Genomic DNA, 14,735 nt, shown 5'->3' with positions numbered 1-14,735 from the left:
CTCCTCACCACCCAATACCTCGACGAGGCCGACGAACTCGCCGACCGCATCGCCGTGCTCCACGACGGAAAGATCGCCGCCGAGGGCACCGCCGACGAGCTGAAACGACTCGTCCCCGGCGGACACGTCCGGCTCCGATTCACCGACCCACGCGCCTACGAACGCGCCGCCGCCGCCCTGCACGGCGTCACCTGCGACGACGAGACGTCGTCCCTGCGGATCCCCAGCGACGGCAGCCAACGCGAACTGCGTTCCATCCTCGACCTACTCGACGCGGAGGACATCGAAGCCGACGAACTCACCGTCCATACCCCCGACCTCGACGACGTCTTCTTCGCCCTCACCGGCGGCACCGACCAGCCGAAGGAGGCTGTCCGATGAGCTCCCTCTCCCTCGCCGTACGCGACTCGAACACGATGCTGCGCCGCAACCTCCTGCACGCCCGGCGCTACCCCTCCGGAACCCTGAACCTGCTGCTCACGCCGATCGTCCTGCTGCTGCTCTTCGTCTACATCTTCGGCGACGTGATGAGCGCGGGCATCGACGGCGGCGGCGCGGACCGCTCCGAGTACACCGCCTATATCGTCCCCGGCATCCTGCTGATGACCATCGGCAGCACCGCGATCGGGGCCGCGGTGTACATCTCCATGGACATGACCGAAGGACTCATCGCCCGCTTCCGCACGATGGCGGTCTACCGCGGCTCCGTGATCGTCGGGCATGTCCTCGGCAGCGTGCTCCAGTGCGTGATGAGCGTGGTTCTCGTGGGCGCCGTCGCCGTGGCCATCGGCTTCCGGTCCACCGACGCCTCGGCCCTGGAATGGCTCGCGGCGTTCGGCCTGCTTGTGCTGTTCGCCTTGGCGCTGACCTGGATCGCGGTCGGAATGGGAATGGCGAGCCCGAACCCCGAAGCGGCCGCGAACAGTGCGATGCCGCTGATCCTGTTGCCACTCGTCTCGAGCGCCTTCATCCCGGCCGAGACGATGCCCGGCTGGTTCCGACCGATCGCCGAGTACCAGCCGTTCACCCCCGCCATCGAAACCCTCCGCGGCCTGCTGCTCGGCACCGAGATCGGCCACAACGGATGGCTCGCGATCGCCTGGTGCGGCGGCCTGATCGGGCTCGGCTACCGCTGGTCGACGGTGCGCTTCAACCGCGACCCGAAGTAGCCGGCGCGGGCCCGCGGCCCCGGGGCTCGTCTCGCCCGAGTGCCGCGTACCGATGCCGCCGGGGGTTTCACCGCGCAAGTCCCTTCTCGGCGCCGACCACGGTTTCTCTTGATCCCCCAGCCGGTATCACACCTCGTGGTGGTTTTTTCGGCACGCCCGCTCTGCCATGATCGCCGGCACCCGATCGAGGGGATGTGGTGGTATGTCGGCGGAACGGGTCGCCGCGACGGTGCCGTTCGGGGCCGGGTCGATCTCGTTGCGGATCTATCCGCACGACGGGCTCGACGCGTCGGGCGTGGCCGGCGAGGCAATCCGGCAGGCCGTACTCGGCGCGGAGAGCGGCTTCGACGGCGTGATGACCAGTGAGCATCACGGCGGGTTCGCCGGGTACCTGCCCAATCCACTCCAGGTGGCCGGTTGGATGCTGGACCGGATGCCCTCCGGGTGGGCCGCCGCCGCCCCCGTACTACTCCCGCTGCGGCCGGTCGCGATGCTCGCCGAGGAGGTGGCGTGGCTGGCCGCGCTGCATCCCGGGCGGGTCGGCGTCGGGGTCGCGCCCGGCGGACTGGAACTCGACTTTCGGCTGATGGGCCTCGACTTCGCGGCCCGGGCGGCCGGATTTCGGGCGGGATTGCCCCGGCTGACCGAGTTGCTGCGTGGCACGGAACTGGGCGAACTGGCCGGTGACCGGGCCCTGTCCGGGTGCGCCGCGCGACCGGTGCCCGTGGTGAGCGCGGCGATGAGTCCGGGCGCGGTGCGCCGAGCGGCCGAGGCCGGTGCGGGCATCCTCTTCGACGGTGGTTCGGAGCCGGCCCGGCTGCGCGAGTTGACGGATCGATACCTCGACGCCGGCGGTGCCGGGCCTCGCGTGCTGATCCGCCGCGTGTGGATCGGAGATCCGCCGCGCGAGGCGTTCGAGCGGCAGTCCCGGGTGTATCGGGGCTACACCCCGGCGGCGGCTCAACGGCACTGGCGCGGCACCGGGTTCGCCTGCCACGACGACGCGGTCGCGCTCGCCGACGAACTCGCCGCGGTACGGGCCGAGATCGGCGCCACGTGCCTCAACCTGCGGATCCACGTGCCCGGCGTGTCCTCCGAAGCGGCGCGTGAGCAGATCGCCGCGCTGGGCCACGAGGTGCTGCCTCGACTGCGGTCCGCCGGCGCGAATTCGGCCCGGGCTCGCGGCACCGGCGCGGATCCGGCACGAGGCGACGGGCCGGTGACCGATACGAACACGACGACCGAGGGAGTGCGGCAGCGGTGATAGCGGAGCGGATCAGGTTGACCGGGCGGACGGTGATCGTGTCCGGGGCCGGTGGCGGCGGGATCGGGACCACCTGCGCGCGCGGGCTGCTCGAAGCCGGTGCCACCGTGCTGGGCGTGGATCGGGACGCCGAGCGATTGGCCGCGATCGAGGCCGAGTTGGCGGATTCGACGGGGACGCAGGACTCGACGGGGCCGGTGGATTCGGCGGGGCCGGTCGGCCCGCGTGGCACGTTGCGCACGGTGTGTGCGGACGTCTCCACCGCCGAAGGAGTGGCGACCGTGCTGGAGCGGGCCGCTGCCGCGCCCGGTGAACTGTACGGACTGGTCAACGTGGTGGGTGGGAGCCTGCTGCCGCACTGGGCGCCCGCGCTGGACTTCGACCGCGCGCAGTGGGACGAGTCCTTCGAGCTGAACCTGCATCACGTGATGTGGCTGTCCCAGGCCGTCGCCCGGCACCTGGTCGCACACGAGTCGCCCGGCTCGATCGTGACCATCAACTCCACCGGCGGCGTGGTCGCCGCGCCCTATCACGTGGGCTACGGCACGGCCAAGGCCGCCGTTCTCGGGCTGACCCGGACACTGGCCCTGGAGTGGGGCCGGTACGGGATCCGGGTCAACGGGATCGCGGCCGGCTCGATCACCACGCCGCGCGCGACCGCCGCCGCGCAGGACCCGGAGCTCGCGGGCCGAGGGGTCCCGCTGCGCCGCCGGGGCACACCCGCCGACGTCGCGGCCGCGGTCCTGTTCCTGATCTCGGACCTGTCCGCTTACACCACCGGCGCGGTCATCCCGGTCGAGGGCGGCGCGCTCCACCGACTCGGCCTGTTCGACGAGGACAACGTCCCGGTACATGTCACCAATCCGCAGATCCTGGCCCGGATCCACGGGGACGCGCCGGACTGACCGCCGGCACGATCCGCCGGCCCGGGCCGCCCGCTCGCTCGCTCGGCCCGCAGGTCCCGGAGAACAGCGGGCCGATTCCCGGTCACGGCTGTGGCAGTGCCGTCGCCGCCGCGCGGACCAACTCGCCCAACAACGCGGCGGTGGCCGGTGGATCCGGCGCCGCGCCGTGCACCGCCGCGTCGACGAGCCGCTCCTGATCGGGCAGTCGCACCGTGCGCACCGCCGCGTTGTGCTGCGCCGCCAGTGCCAGACCGGGCAGCGTGGTGACGCCGAGGCCGGCCGCGACCAGTGCCTGGACGGCGACGTAGTCGTCGGTGGTGAAGGCGACTTCGGGTACGAACCCTTCCGTCGCGCATGAGCGGATCAGGTGTGTGCGGCAACGTTCGCACCCGGTGATCCAGCGTCGTCGCGCGTGGTCGACGAGCCGATCACCGACCGTCCCCATCGGCGTCACCAGGTGGATCGGCTCGACCAACAGCCGGGTGCGACGCAGCCCGTCGCCCCTCTCCACCGGCTGCCCCGGGTGCGTGAACAGCAGTGCGACATCTACCTCGCCGGCGCGCAACAGCCTTACCGCGTCCGGTGGTTCGGCCTCGACCAGGCGCAGCTCGACGGCCGGATGAGCGGCGCTGAACGCGGCCGCGGCGCGCGGTACGAAGGTGCCCAGTGCGGAGGGGAACGCGGCCAGCCGGACCCGGCCCGCGCGCAGTCCGGTGTAGGCGGCCAGTTCGGCCTCGGCCGCGTCCAACCGGCCCAGGATCTCCTCGGCCCGCTCGGCCAGCGTGCGTCCCGCGTCGGTCAGTCGGATGCCCCGTCCCACTCGCTGGACCAGCCGACTGCCGGTCTCCGCCTCCAGGCGGGAGAGGTGGTGGCTGACCGAGGGCTGCGCGTACCCCAGCACCCGGGCCGCCTCGGTGACCGAGCCGTGCCGGGCGACGGCGGCGAGCACGCGCAGGCGGGTGACGTCGAGCACGTTCGGCAACCTATCAATCATGTCTATGGATATCCGAGAAGACTGGCATTGGACCGATGGGATGTCGGCACCCCACGATGGCGGCATGGACGCCGACCCCGCCTTCGCAGCCGCCGACCTCGCTTCCCAGGCCGCCGAAACAGCCGCAACGGTCAGCACAGTCGACACCACCGGCACCACTGCCGGCCCCACGTTCGCCGACGTCCTGGCGGCCCGCGATCTTCTCGCCGAACACCTCCCGCCGACGCCGATGTGGTCGTATCCCGCACTCGACGCGGCCACCGGCGCACACGTGTATGTCAAACACGAGAACGTCCAGCCGGTCGGGGCCTTCAAGGTGCGGGGCGGATTGACCCTGCTGGCCGGCCTGAGCCCCGCCGAGCGCGCCCGGGGCCTGGTCACCTACTCGACCGGCAACCACGCGCAGTCGATCGCCTACGCGTGCGCCGCGTTCGACGCGTCCTGCACGGTGGTGATGCCCGCCGAGGCGAACCCGGCGAAGGTGCGGGCGGTCCGCGCGCTCGGCGCCGAGGTGTTGCTGCACGGCGCGGACATGGCCGGCGCGCAGTCGCGGGCCGAGGAGTACGCGGTCGCCGGGGGCGGGCTCCTGATCAGCCCCGGCGACACCGCGGGCCTGGTGGCCGGGGTCGGCACCACATATCTGGAGATCGTCACGGCCCGACCCGACCTGGACGCGATCCTGGTCCCGGTGGGCAGCGGCACCGGAGCGGCCGGCGCACTGCTCGTGGCCGCCGAACTCGCACCGAACTGCCGGGTGTTCGCCGTACAGTCGGCCGCCTCTCCAGCCGCGCACGACTCGTGGCGGACCGGCTCGTGCGTCACCCGGGCGAACGCCACCGTCGTGGAGGGCCTGGCCACCGGTCGCGGCTTCGAACTCCCCCAGCGCCTGCTGCGGACCACGGGCCTGGCCGACTTCCTGCTCGTCACCGACGCGCAGATCGCCCGCGCACAACGGCTGCTCGCGACCCACGCACACACCCTCGCCGAGGGCGCCGGCGCCGCCGCACTGGCGGCCGTACTCGCCCACCCCACCGAGTTCAAGGGCTTGAACATCGCCGTCGTGTGCACCGGTGGCAACGCCTCCCTCGCCGAAATCACCTCCCTGGGCCGGGACCACACGTGAGCGGGGCGGTGCGGTGAGGTGAGGTGAGGTCGTCGGTCGGCCCGGGCGCACCGAGAACCACGGTGTGCGGTGCCGAAATGGTCCGCCGGGGAACGGTAACCCAGGGGTTAAGGGTGGTTCGGAGATCGGCCGTTGTTCGGGGTGGGCAGACGCGAGAGTCTTGAGGTGTCGGGGAGCGAGGCAGCCGGACGCGGAGGACGCGGGCCGTCGCCTCACCACCAACCACCCTCATTCTCAAGGGAGTTCGTCATGGCTGCGATCAACCACACGCTCACCGCCGGCACCGACGCGATCGCCGGCACCCGGGACACCGTCGGCCGCTGGCTCACCGCCGGTGCCGTCGCCAACACCCTGATGGCCGGCACCTACGTCGCCTTCTCCGCTGTCGTCATGCCGCTGCTCGGCACCAAGGACGACGCCGACTTCGTGCACTCGATGCAGCAGATCAACACCGGTATCGAGAACCCGCTCTTCTTCACCGTCTTCACCGCGGCCCTCGCCGCCCCCGCCATCGCCGCCTGGAAACTCCGCAAGCGCGGCGGCGGCACCACCCTCATGCGCTGGACCCTGGCCGCGCTCGCGCTCTACACCACCACCGTCCTGACCACCTCCGGCATCAACGTCCCCCTCAACGAGGCACTCGCCGCCGCAGGCAGCACCGACCCGGCCAAGACCCGCGCGGACTTCGAGAGCACCTGGAACATCTGGAACGGCATCCGCGCCGTCCTCTCCACCGCCGCCGCCGTCGCGATGGCCAAGGCCATCCGCCTGCACCGCCGCAACGGGGTCTGAGCACCGACGTGGGCCGGGTGGGCCGCCGGCGTGCTCTCGCCGCCGGCGGGTTTCGACGGATTTATTGCTCATCCTGGTCGCACAGGCAAGGATCGGGAGCGATATTCGTCCGCATCGGAGGTTGTTGTGAAGGTCCTCGTGGTCGGTGCCACCGGCACTCTGGGTAAGGCGGTCACCACGCTGTTGTCCGCACGGCACGACGTGGTCACCGCCTCCCGGAGCGGAAAGACCGATGTCGCGGTGGACATCACCGATCCGGCGTCGGTGGCGGCGATGTACGAACAGGTCGGCCGGGTGGACGCGGTCGCGTGTGCGGCCGGTGGCGTGCCGTTCAAGGTGGTCGCGGAACTGAGCCATGACGACATCAGGAGCGCGGCGCTGGACAAGCTGCTCGGACAGGTGGAACTGGTCCGGGCCGGGCTCGATTTCGTCGCGGACAACGGCTCGTTCACGCTGATCACCGGCATCCTCTCGGGCGAGAGCATCCGCACCGGATCGATGGCCTCGATGGCCAACGGCGGCATCGACGCGTTCGTACGCGCCGCCGCGGTCGAACTGCCGCGCGGGCTGCGGATCAACTCGGTCAGCCCGACGGTGCTCACCGAGTCGATGGACGCCTACGACTCGTCCTTCCCGGGCTTCCCGCCGGTCGACGCCGCCGTCGCCGCGATGGCGTACCGCCGCTCGATCGAGGGCGTGGAGACCGGCCGGGCCTTGCGCGTGGGCTGGTAGCCGATCCGCCGTCCAACCCCCTCGGACCCACCACCTCTCCTCGCCCGCGGCGCCATGGAGCTCGCGCAAGGATCGTGGTTCCGGCGCTCGACCGCCCGCGGGTGACCGCCCGGTCCGTCGGCGCTCGATGGCCGAAGGCCCGTGTGGGCTCGGCCACCCCCGATGCGTGCGCGCCTTCGGGTCGGGCGGCTCCCGCGTGCGTGCGGGCGCGGCGCGTTCAGACCTCCGTCGAGCCCCTCTTCGGTCCCCAGATGTCCAGTCCGGCGTACGCGGGCTGCCACTCGTTTCGGTAGGCCGCGCGCAGGGGCTCGGGCAGGAGGCCGAGTACGGCCGCGACATTGTCCGTATTCGCGTCGTCCAGCAGCCACGGCAGGTACCGGGGGTTGTCGTCGCCGATCCGGATGCGGTGCTCGGCGCCGAAGCGCTGGAGCACGTCCGGCGTCACGTGCGCGTCGATGATCTCGAGTGCCTCGTCCTCCTCGTGCGCGAGGTGTCCGCCCAGGCCGCCGACCAGCCGTTCGACGATCATGGCCAGTCGTTCCGGGCCGCCTTCGCGGTCGGCCAGTGCCGCGTCGACGGCGTTCAGGCCCGGGTCGACGATGGCGTGTTCGGCCTCCATCGCGTCGAGCACGGCCAGTTCGTCCGGCCGGTTCCGGACAGCCGACCGAATCGCGGGCCACAGCACGTCGTCCTCGGCACCGTGATGTACGTGCAGGTAGCGCTTGAACATCTCCCAACCGATCGCCGCCTGGAGGACCCGACGCGGGTCGTCGCTCGTGTCGGCCGTGATCCTGGCGATCCGTCCCAATTCCCGCCGAAGCGCGTCGTGGAACGTGTACATCATGGACATGTCGTTCTTGAAGGTCTTGCGCGTCATGGTGTGCTCCGATTGCGTGATCCGCCGACCCGGCGTCGGCGCGCGGCATCGCCCGGCGGCGCGGTGTGCAACCGCGCGCCGGTTCCGGTCCGTTCGGCTGTTCGGCTCGTCTTCGACTCGTACTCGGCGGCTCGCTGCCGCCCGACACATCAATGACGAATCCCGGATCGCGAATGTGACCGATCCCGGCCCGAGACTTTCCCGAACCCACGGATCCGCCGACGGCACCGGCACGACCGGTCGCGCCGACACACGGTCGTCGCGCCGCCGTCCCGGGCGACGGGTCGGGTGGGCCGACGGCTCTTGTCCGTCCTGTCGGACATCATGGGGGTATGAATACGCACCGGCCACGAGGCACCTGCGGCGTGTGCGGTCGTCGCGTCGCGGTGACCGAGACACACGCGGTCTGGCGGCACGACGACCCCGGCCACGCGCGGGCCGACGACGCGCCGATCTCCTGCCGGGGGTCGTGGACACCGGCCGCCGAGGCCACCGATCACACCACCGGACCCACCCAGCTCGACCTGCTCAGCGTCGCCGCGGCTGCGGAGGAGGGCGAGCACCCCGATCGGGAGGCGGCCGACAAGACGGGTGAGCTGCTCGCCGGCTCGGCGCCCACCCCGGCCGGTGGGTCACCCGGTCGGTGACGCGCTCCGCGCCGAACCGGCCGGATCGGCGGCCACCGCCCGTGCGGTGGCCAGCAGTTCCGGGATCGTGCCGGTGAATTCCGGGAACAGGCGCATGGCCACTATCCACGCCTCGACATCGGCTCCCAGAAACTCCTCGACCAGCGCCTTCGCCTCGGCCCGAGGCGCGCCCGAGGCCCACCACCGGGGCGACGTACGCGCATCCGTGTCGGCCAGCACCGACAACACGACCGGAGCCGGGTGGGCGTGCCGGAGCAGGTCGGCGCCGGACAACCGGCCGGCCGCCAACGCTTCGTGCAGCCAGGGTCGTTCCTCCCGGCTGCGCGCCGCCAGTCCTCCGGCCAACATCGCGATCAGCAACTCGTGTGGACAGTCCGGGGCTTCGGCGAGCCGATCGTGCAGTACGAGCGGCAGCGCGGCGGCCCGATGCGAACGGATCAGCTCCGCCCAGGGCATGCCGCCGCCGTCGGCGAGGATCGCGTCGACCCGGCCGCGCTGCCCCCCGTCCTCGCCCTCGCGCGCCGCCTCGCACAGGAACGCGGCGACCCGTTCGGGGTCCTCCTCGGCGGCCAGGCGTGCGCGCAACAGGCTCAGGCCGTCGCCCCGGGCGAAGGCGTCCTCGATCGGTTCGCGCACGTCGGCGGGGAAATCGGCCTCGGCCAGGACCCGACGGGCCTCATCGACGCCGTGTCGGGTCCAGACGCCCACGATCACCCGCAGTCGGCCCGCCTCGGTGCGCAGCGGCAGCCGGTTGACGACGACGCGGGCCACCTCGGGATCGCCCGAGGTGATCCCGGCGGCCAACCACGCGGCGCAGCGACCCAGCTCCGCGCCCCACAGCAGGGCGAGGAGCGGTTCGGCCACCCGCCCCCGCGTCCCGTCGCGGCGAACGCCCGCCAGCAGCCGGGCGCGTTCCGCGTCGGGCAGCAGCGAACCGGCGAACAGCGCGGCGTCCACGTGCGGATCGTCCAGGTTCGACAACGCGTCCACCTCGTCGGTGGCGAGGTCGCCGCGAGCGGCCCGATCGACCGGCCTCTCGGCGGCGCCGGACCGCTCGGACCCGACGAACGCGGGCATCGGGAGCGGCGGCGCGGTGGTCGGCCGAGGCCGATCGTCGCGTCTCCCGCCCGTCTCGCCCGACTCACGCGCCTCGATCGCGGCCTGCAACGCGGCGTCGCCCGACGCCCGCGCCGCGTCGGCCAACACCGTCGGCACCGACGCCATCGCCCGCAGCGCCGGCGCGAGTTCGGCGCCGAGCCGGGCCACCAGGACGGGCACGAGGGCGGGATCCGCCAGGGTGAAGACGGCCTTGGCCACGGACCGTTCGATGCTGTTCACGGGCGTGCTTCCTGTCGGGTGGGTGGAGCCGACCTGTCGGGCGGGCAGGACGGACCTGTCCGGTGGGTGGGGCCGACGCGCCGACCGGCGTGGTCAGACCCGGGCGCGCAGCGCCGCGAGCGCGTTCCGAATCACGTCGGGGTTGCGCGTGTAGTAGCCGAGTTCACCCGACGTGTACGGGAGTTGGGCCACGTACGCCTCGGCCGCCTGTTCCGACGTGCACTGCTCAGGGCCGACCACCTCGCGGATGATCACGATGCTCTCGGCCAGGCCCAGCGCCCGGCTCTTGAGCCAGGCCGCCAGCGCGGTCATGCCGCCGCGCGCCGCCTCCCGGCGCGCGTCCGGCAACAGCGGGTCGAGCCACCGCAGCCGCCACGCGTAGCCGTCGGTGGCGGGTTGCTCGTCCTCCTCGGCCAGCACCGGCTCCAGCGCCGTCAGCAGCCGCGACATGAACTCGGCGCCGGCGCCTCCGATGTCCGGGTACTCCTTGGCGAACTCGTCCCAGTCCGCCTCCTGGTCGACGAACGCGCCGGCCGTGATCCGCCGTCCGGCCCAATGCGGCTCGCCCGCCACCAGGGTCCGGTGCAGCAGATCGGCGCCCAACGTCGTCGACTCGGCCAGCAGTACCGCGTCGTAGAGGTCCTTGCCCTGGGGGTAGGAGTCGGAGAGCAGCCAGAGCAGTTTCCAGGCCAGCGACTGCTCGGGGGTCGCGGCCAGGATCCGGTGCGCGCCCGACCCGTCCCGACGCGGTACGTCCGTGTACTCGGCCGCCGACGGGAGCGACTCGTTGAAGACGAAGTCGAGTTGCACGGTGCCCGACGGCAGTCCGTCCGCGTGCCACGGCAGCACCAGGCGCCGGCCGGGTACCCGGTCGTAGGTCCAGATCTCGTCGTCGATCGCGCCGTCCGCGTCGATCCTTACACCCGGATCGCTGTGGGAAGGGGTGTGCGTACGCGAGAGGGCGTCCGCACCGCGCGCGATCGCGGCGAACATCCGGTCGGTGCGCGGCTCGACCACGTCCCAGGTGGCCGGTATCACGACGAAGTCGAGGTCGCCGGGCTCGCGCGCGGCGGCGCCGTACCAGGCTCGGAGCAACATGCTGCCGCGCAGCACCAGGTGCTCGGCCCACGGGGAGTCCGCCACCGCCGCCAAGACGTGGTCGACCGCCTGTCGGCGGGCGGTGTGCCAGCGTTCGGCGGTCCCGGGGGCGGTGAACTGCGGTTCACCGGCCCGCATGGCGCTGCCGTAATGCTTCAACGCCGGGTCGAAGACCGGCCGTTGACGTACCCCCGGGCCGGTCACGGAGACCAGGGTCCGAGGCAACTGCCGTGCCAGGCGGACGCGTTCGTCCAACGGCTCGGTCGGCAGGCTCTGCTCGTCCCACGGCCCCCAGCCCAGGCTGTCCCAGGTGTCGTGCCCGCTGTTGTCGGTCATGGCCGCTTCCGTTCGTCGTGGCAGTCACCGTCGCGGTCCCCGTCCGGCGACCTCCCGTCGCGGGACGGCGCGAAGTCCCTTCGGTTCGAGCCGGGTCGGACCCGTTCGAGCGGATCGGACCGGGTAGGAACCGCTCAGGCCCGATCGGGCCGGTGCACGCCGGCTCCGGCCGGCTCGGGCCGGTCGGTGCCGTCGAGGTCCTTGGCGTACCAGATCTCGGCGTACCTGCCGCTGTTGTGCGCGGGTACCTCCGCGTAGCCGCTCCTGGTGTACAGCGTGCGGGCCTCGACCAGGTCGAGGCGGGTGTCCAGGACGATCCGGGCCACGCCCAAGGCGCGGGCGGCGTCGTCCACGGCCGCCATCAGGCGCCGGCCGCCGCCGGTGCCGCGCAGGTCGGGTCGTACGAACACACGGGTCAACTCGGCGGTACGCGCGTCCCGCAGCAGCAGCCCCGCGCACGCGGCCGGCTCGCCGCCGTATCGGCCGATCAGGAACAGGCCCCGCGGCGGGGCGAGGTGGTCGCTCGGCGCGTCGGCCAAGCCCTCCTCGATCTCGATGGGCGTCGAGTCCCGGCCCTCGTGCAGCCGGTAGTACCGATCGCTGACCTCGACGAAGTACGCCCGCAGCAGCGCGAGCGCTTCGGGAGAGCCGACCGCGGCGGGGGCGATCGTCCAGGTCTGCGGGTGGGGGCTGCGTACGGCGGTGGACATGGGAAAAGTGTTCCGCACCCGTCAAACCGTTTGCCGACCGGGTGACGCGCACACCGCCGGGTGATTCCGCCGTCGCACAGCGCACACCATCCGGCGGCGCGGCCCTCGTGGGGCCGCGCCGCCGGACGCTCACCAGCTCTCGGGCAGCGGCTTGCCCTCCGCGTAGCCGGCCGAGCTCTGGATGCCCAGCACTGCGCGTTCGTGGAACTCGGTCAGGGTGCGGGCGCCGGTGTAGGTGCACGCGCTGCGCACGCCGGCGCCGATCGAGTCCAACAGGTCCTCGACGCCGGGGCGGTTCGGGTCCAGGTACATCCGCGAGGACGAGATGCCCTCCTCGAACAGCGACTTGCGGGCCCGGTCGAAGGCGGATTCGGTGGCCGTGCGCAGCCGGACCGCGCGTGCGGAGGCCATGCCGAAGCTCTCCTTGTACAACCGGCCCTCGCCGTCGCGGTACGCGTCGCCGGGCGACTCGTAGGTGGCCGCGAACCACGAGCCGACCATCACGTTCGACGCTCCGGCGGCCAGCGCGAGCGCGACGTCGCGCGGATGCCGAACACCGCCGTCGGCCCACACGTGTCGACCCAGCCGGGTCGCCTCGGCCGCGCACTCCGCGACGGCCGAGAACTGCGGGCGCCCGACGCCGGTCATCATCCGGGTCGTGCACATCGCGCCGGGGCCGACGCCGACCTTGACGATGTCCGCGCCCGCCTCGATCAGGTCGCGCACGCCCTGCACGGTGACCACGTTGCCCGCCACGACCGGTACGGGCGGGTCGAGCGCCCGGACCGCGCGCAGCGCCTTGATCATCTGTTCCTGGTGGCCGTGCGCGGTGTCCAGGACCAGGGTGTCCACGCCCGCCTCGATCAGGCCCTTCGCCTTGTGCGCGACGTCGTTGGTGATGCCGATCGCCGCAGCCAGGCGCAGGTGCCCGGACGCGTCCACGGCCGGCGTGTACAGGGTCGAGCGCAGCGCGCCGGTGCGGGTCAGTACGGCCACCAGTCGGCCGTCGGAGTCCACGATCGGCGCGAGTTTGTGTCGGCCCTCGTACAGCCGGTCGAACGCCTCGCGTGGGTCGACGCCGTCCGGCAGGGTGAGCAGTTCGGTGGACATCACCCGCGCCAGTTGCGCGAAGCGGTCCACACCCAGGCAGTCGGCCTCGGCGACGATGCCGACCGGGCGCCCGCCCTCGGTCACCACCACCGCGCCGTGGGCGCGCTTGGGCAGCAGGTTCAGCGCCTCGCCGACGGTGTCGGTGGGGGCCATCGTGATCGGGGTGTCGTAGACGAGGTGACGCCGTTTGACCCAGGAGGTCACCTCGGCGACCACGTCGACCGGGATGTCCTGCGGGATCACCGCGAGCCCGCCGCGCCGGGCGATGGTCTCGGCCATCCGGCGCCCGGCGACGGCGGTCATGTTGGCCACCACCACCGGGATGGTGGTGCCGGTGCCGTCGGAGGTGGTCAGGTCCACGTCGAGGCGGGAACCCACGCCCGAGCGCGACGGTACGAGGAAGACATCGCTGTAGGTGAGGTCGTGCGGCGGTACCTGATCGTGGAGGAATCTCATGTCGCGGTACGTACCCAGCCGGCAGGTGGATATCGATCTTCGGCAGCGTTGCGGCGAGTTGGGCCGGCGGCCGGCCGGGTCCGGCGACGCCGGACCCGGTCTCGGTCACCGGGGGTCAGCTCGCGAGCACGGTCAGGTCGAGCCGACTCAGGCGTTCGGGGTCGGCGACGATGTCGATGGTGACGATCCGGCGCCGGACGATGGCGAAGGCCACCACCGACATCGGCTGACCGGCGGCGGTGGCCACGAAGCCGGCCGCGCCGTTGACCAGCGCGGGTCGGGCGGTGGCGGCCAGTCGCGCGAAGGTGAGCGCACCGCCGGCCACCTGCGCCGCGCCTCGGCTCACCCCGCCGGCACGCAGGCCGCCGCCGTCGGAGCGGGCCACCACGTCGGGGTCGAGCACGGCGACCAGTGCGTCGAAGTCACCGCTGCGGGCGGCGGCCAGGAACGCGTCGACCACCTCGCGCTGTACGGCGAGATCGCCGTCCGGCGCGGGAGCCGCCCCTTGCACGCGTCGACGCGCGCGGCTGGCGAGTTGCCGGGCCGCGGCCGGCGTACGGTCCACGATCGGCGCGATCTCGTCGAACGGCACCGCGAACAGGTCGTGCAGGACGAAGGCAAGGCGTTCGGCGGGAGCGAGGGTTTCCAGGACCACCAGCAGGGCCAGGCCGACCGAGTCGGCCAGGAGTACCGCGTGCTCGGGGTCGGCGTCGGACACGCCGGTGACGATCGGGTCGGGCATGTGCACCCGCGCGTCCAGCGGTTCCTCCCCGCGTGATCGTCGCGAGCGCAGCATGTCCAGGCAGACCCGGCCGACCACGGTGGTCAGCCAGCCCGCCAGGTTGTGCAACTCGTCCGGGTCGGAGCGGCTGAGCTTGAGCCAGGTCTCCTGGAGGGCGTCGTCCGCCTCGCTCAGCGAGCCGAGCATCCGGTAGGCCACCGCCCGCAGGTGACCGCGGTGCGTCTCGAAGCGTTCCGCGAGAAAGTCGTGCTCGTTCATCGGTCCCACCCAGTCCTTCGGTCGCGTCCGGGTCGGTGCCCCGGCCCTCGGCTCCATGACGTACGGAGCGCGGACGATGTGACGGGGAGGGCGGGTCCGAGTCGGGCTCGGGGCGGCATGGGAAGACCGGTCGCGCGGCGGTCACCATCTCCCGCCGCGATCCGTCGATGCGGTGACGAACGGA

The 14,735-nt window shown here is 72.3% G+C and carries 14 protein-coding genes and 1 pseudogene; 8 read left to right on the top strand and 7 right to left on the bottom strand.

What is annotated here, in order from left to right; translation table 11 throughout:
• The 4 genes and pseudogenes from ACIRL2_RS10640 to ACIRL2_RS10625 all read left to right on the top strand — a co-directional run.
• Positions 1–381, top strand: a pseudogene (locus ACIRL2_RS10640) (ABC transporter); the annotation flags it as partial.
• Positions 378–1,169, top strand: a complete 792-nt coding sequence (locus tag ACIRL2_RS10635) for an ABC transporter permease (protein ID WP_395859105.1) — start codon at positions 378–380, stop codon at positions 1,167–1,169. The pseudogene ACIRL2_RS10640 and the gene ACIRL2_RS10635, both read left to right, overlap by 4 nt.
• A gap of 202 nt (positions 1,170–1,371) precedes the next feature.
• Complete coding sequence (locus ACIRL2_RS10630) at positions 1,372–2,433, top strand: LLM class flavin-dependent oxidoreductase (RefSeq protein WP_402231539.1); 1,062 nt, start codon at positions 1,372–1,374, stop codon at positions 2,431–2,433.
• The gene (locus ACIRL2_RS10625) at positions 2,430–3,338 is read left to right on the top strand and encodes an SDR family NAD(P)-dependent oxidoreductase (RefSeq protein ID WP_402231537.1); all 909 of its coding nucleotides are present in this window, start codon (positions 2,430–2,432) and stop codon (positions 3,336–3,338) included. The genes ACIRL2_RS10630 and ACIRL2_RS10625 overlap by 4 nt, the downstream gene beginning before the upstream one ends.
• Positions 3,339–3,420: 82 nt before the next feature.
• Here the strand turns inward: ACIRL2_RS10625 and ACIRL2_RS10620 are convergent, their stop codons facing one another.
• A complete protein-coding gene (locus ACIRL2_RS10620; RefSeq protein ID WP_402231535.1) occupies positions 3,421–4,332 on the bottom strand; it encodes a LysR family transcriptional regulator in 912 nt (303 codons plus the stop codon).
• A gap of 64 nt (positions 4,333–4,396) precedes the next feature.
• Between ACIRL2_RS10620 and ACIRL2_RS10615 the strand changes: the two genes are divergently transcribed.
• From ACIRL2_RS10615 to ACIRL2_RS10605, 3 genes are all read left to right on the top strand, one after another.
• Entirely contained in the window at positions 4,397–5,455 is a 1,059-nt protein-coding gene (locus ACIRL2_RS10615) for a threonine/serine dehydratase (RefSeq protein WP_402231533.1), read from the top strand.
• Between the two features lie 249 nt (positions 5,456–5,704).
• Positions 5,705–6,247, top strand: coding sequence for a DUF1772 domain-containing protein (locus ACIRL2_RS10610; protein ID WP_395859100.1), 543 nt, complete (start codon positions 5,705–5,707; stop codon positions 6,245–6,247).
• Between the two features lie 126 nt (positions 6,248–6,373).
• Positions 6,374–6,979 (top strand): short chain dehydrogenase, encoded by a 606-nt coding sequence (locus ACIRL2_RS10605; RefSeq protein ID WP_395859099.1) that lies wholly within the window; start codon positions 6,374–6,376, stop codon positions 6,977–6,979.
• A 217-nt stretch (positions 6,980–7,196) separates the two neighbouring features.
• Here the strand turns inward: ACIRL2_RS10605 and ACIRL2_RS10600 are convergent, their stop codons facing one another.
• On the bottom strand, positions 7,197–7,856 hold the full coding sequence (locus ACIRL2_RS10600) for a hemerythrin domain-containing protein (protein WP_395859098.1): 660 nt from the start codon (positions 7,854–7,856) through the stop codon (positions 7,197–7,199).
• A gap of 332 nt (positions 7,857–8,188) precedes the next feature.
• Between ACIRL2_RS10600 and ACIRL2_RS10595 the strand changes: the two genes are divergently transcribed.
• Entirely contained in the window at positions 8,189–8,503 is a 315-nt protein-coding gene (locus ACIRL2_RS10595; RefSeq protein WP_395859097.1) for a hypothetical protein, read from the top strand.
• Here ACIRL2_RS10595 and ACIRL2_RS10590 read toward each other — a convergent pair.
• From ACIRL2_RS10590 to ACIRL2_RS10570, 5 genes are all read right to left on the bottom strand, one after another.
• Positions 8,489–9,841: a hypothetical protein gene (locus tag ACIRL2_RS10590; protein ID WP_402231530.1), complete on the bottom strand. Its 1,353-nt coding sequence runs from the start codon at positions 9,839–9,841 to the stop codon at positions 8,489–8,491. The two genes, ACIRL2_RS10595 and ACIRL2_RS10590, sit on opposite strands and share 15 nt — an antisense overlap.
• Before the next feature lie 93 nt (positions 9,842–9,934).
• Positions 9,935–11,275: a nucleotidyl transferase AbiEii/AbiGii toxin family protein gene (locus ACIRL2_RS10585; RefSeq protein WP_402231528.1), complete on the bottom strand. Its 1,341-nt coding sequence runs from the start codon at positions 11,273–11,275 to the stop codon at positions 9,935–9,937.
• 134 nt (positions 11,276–11,409) lie between these two features.
• A complete protein-coding gene (locus ACIRL2_RS10580; RefSeq protein WP_402231526.1) occupies positions 11,410–11,985 on the bottom strand; it encodes a GNAT family N-acetyltransferase in 576 nt (191 codons plus the stop codon).
• A 129-nt stretch (positions 11,986–12,114) separates the two neighbouring features.
• The gene (locus tag ACIRL2_RS10575; RefSeq protein WP_395859093.1) at positions 12,115–13,551 is read right to left on the bottom strand and encodes a GuaB1 family IMP dehydrogenase-related protein; all 1,437 of its coding nucleotides are present in this window, start codon (positions 13,549–13,551) and stop codon (positions 12,115–12,117) included.
• Positions 13,552–13,666: 115 nt separating this feature from the next.
• On the bottom strand, positions 13,667–14,551 hold the full coding sequence (locus ACIRL2_RS10570; RefSeq protein WP_402231524.1) for a sigma-70 family RNA polymerase sigma factor: 885 nt from the start codon (positions 14,549–14,551) through the stop codon (positions 13,667–13,669).
• Positions 14,552–14,735: the final 184 nt, after the last annotated feature.

This window comes from Embleya sp. NPDC127516, assembly GCF_044765325.1.
In the GTDB taxonomy this organism is placed as follows: domain Bacteria; phylum Actinomycetota; class Actinomycetes; order Streptomycetales; family Streptomycetaceae; genus Embleya.
This window is presented reverse-complemented; position numbering and strand designations above follow the sequence as displayed.

Excerpts from the sequence above, each read along its gene's own strand:
- ACIRL2_RS10620 (WP_402231535.1), bottom strand. The coding sequence starts at position 4,332 with ATGATTGATAGGTTGCCGAACGTGCTCGACGTCACCCGCCTGCGCGTG.
- ACIRL2_RS10615 (WP_402231533.1), top strand. The coding sequence starts at position 4,397 with ATGGACGCCGACCCCGCCTTCGCAGCCGCCGACCTCGCTTCCCAGGCC.
- ACIRL2_RS10635 (WP_395859105.1), top strand. The coding sequence starts at position 378 with ATGAGCTCCCTCTCCCTCGCCGTACGCGACTCGAACACGATGCTGCGC.
- ACIRL2_RS10570 (WP_402231524.1), bottom strand. The coding sequence starts at position 14,551 with ATGAACGAGCACGACTTTCTCGCGGAACGCTTCGAGACGCACCGCGGT.
- ACIRL2_RS10610 (WP_395859100.1), top strand. The coding sequence starts at position 5,705 with ATGGCTGCGATCAACCACACGCTCACCGCCGGCACCGACGCGATCGCC.
- ACIRL2_RS10585 (WP_402231528.1), bottom strand. The coding sequence starts at position 11,275 with ATGACCGACAACAGCGGGCACGACACCTGGGACAGCCTGGGCTGGGGG.
- ACIRL2_RS10600 (WP_395859098.1), bottom strand. The coding sequence starts at position 7,856 with ATGACGCGCAAGACCTTCAAGAACGACATGTCCATGATGTACACGTTC.
- ACIRL2_RS10595 (WP_395859097.1), top strand. The coding sequence starts at position 8,189 with ATGAATACGCACCGGCCACGAGGCACCTGCGGCGTGTGCGGTCGTCGC.
- ACIRL2_RS10575 (WP_395859093.1), bottom strand. The coding sequence starts at position 13,551 with ATGAGATTCCTCCACGATCAGGTACCGCCGCACGACCTCACCTACAGC.
- ACIRL2_RS10580 (WP_402231526.1), bottom strand. The coding sequence starts at position 11,985 with ATGTCCACCGCCGTACGCAGCCCCCACCCGCAGACCTGGACGATCGCC.
- ACIRL2_RS10630 (WP_402231539.1), top strand. The coding sequence starts at position 1,372 with ATGTCGGCGGAACGGGTCGCCGCGACGGTGCCGTTCGGGGCCGGGTCG.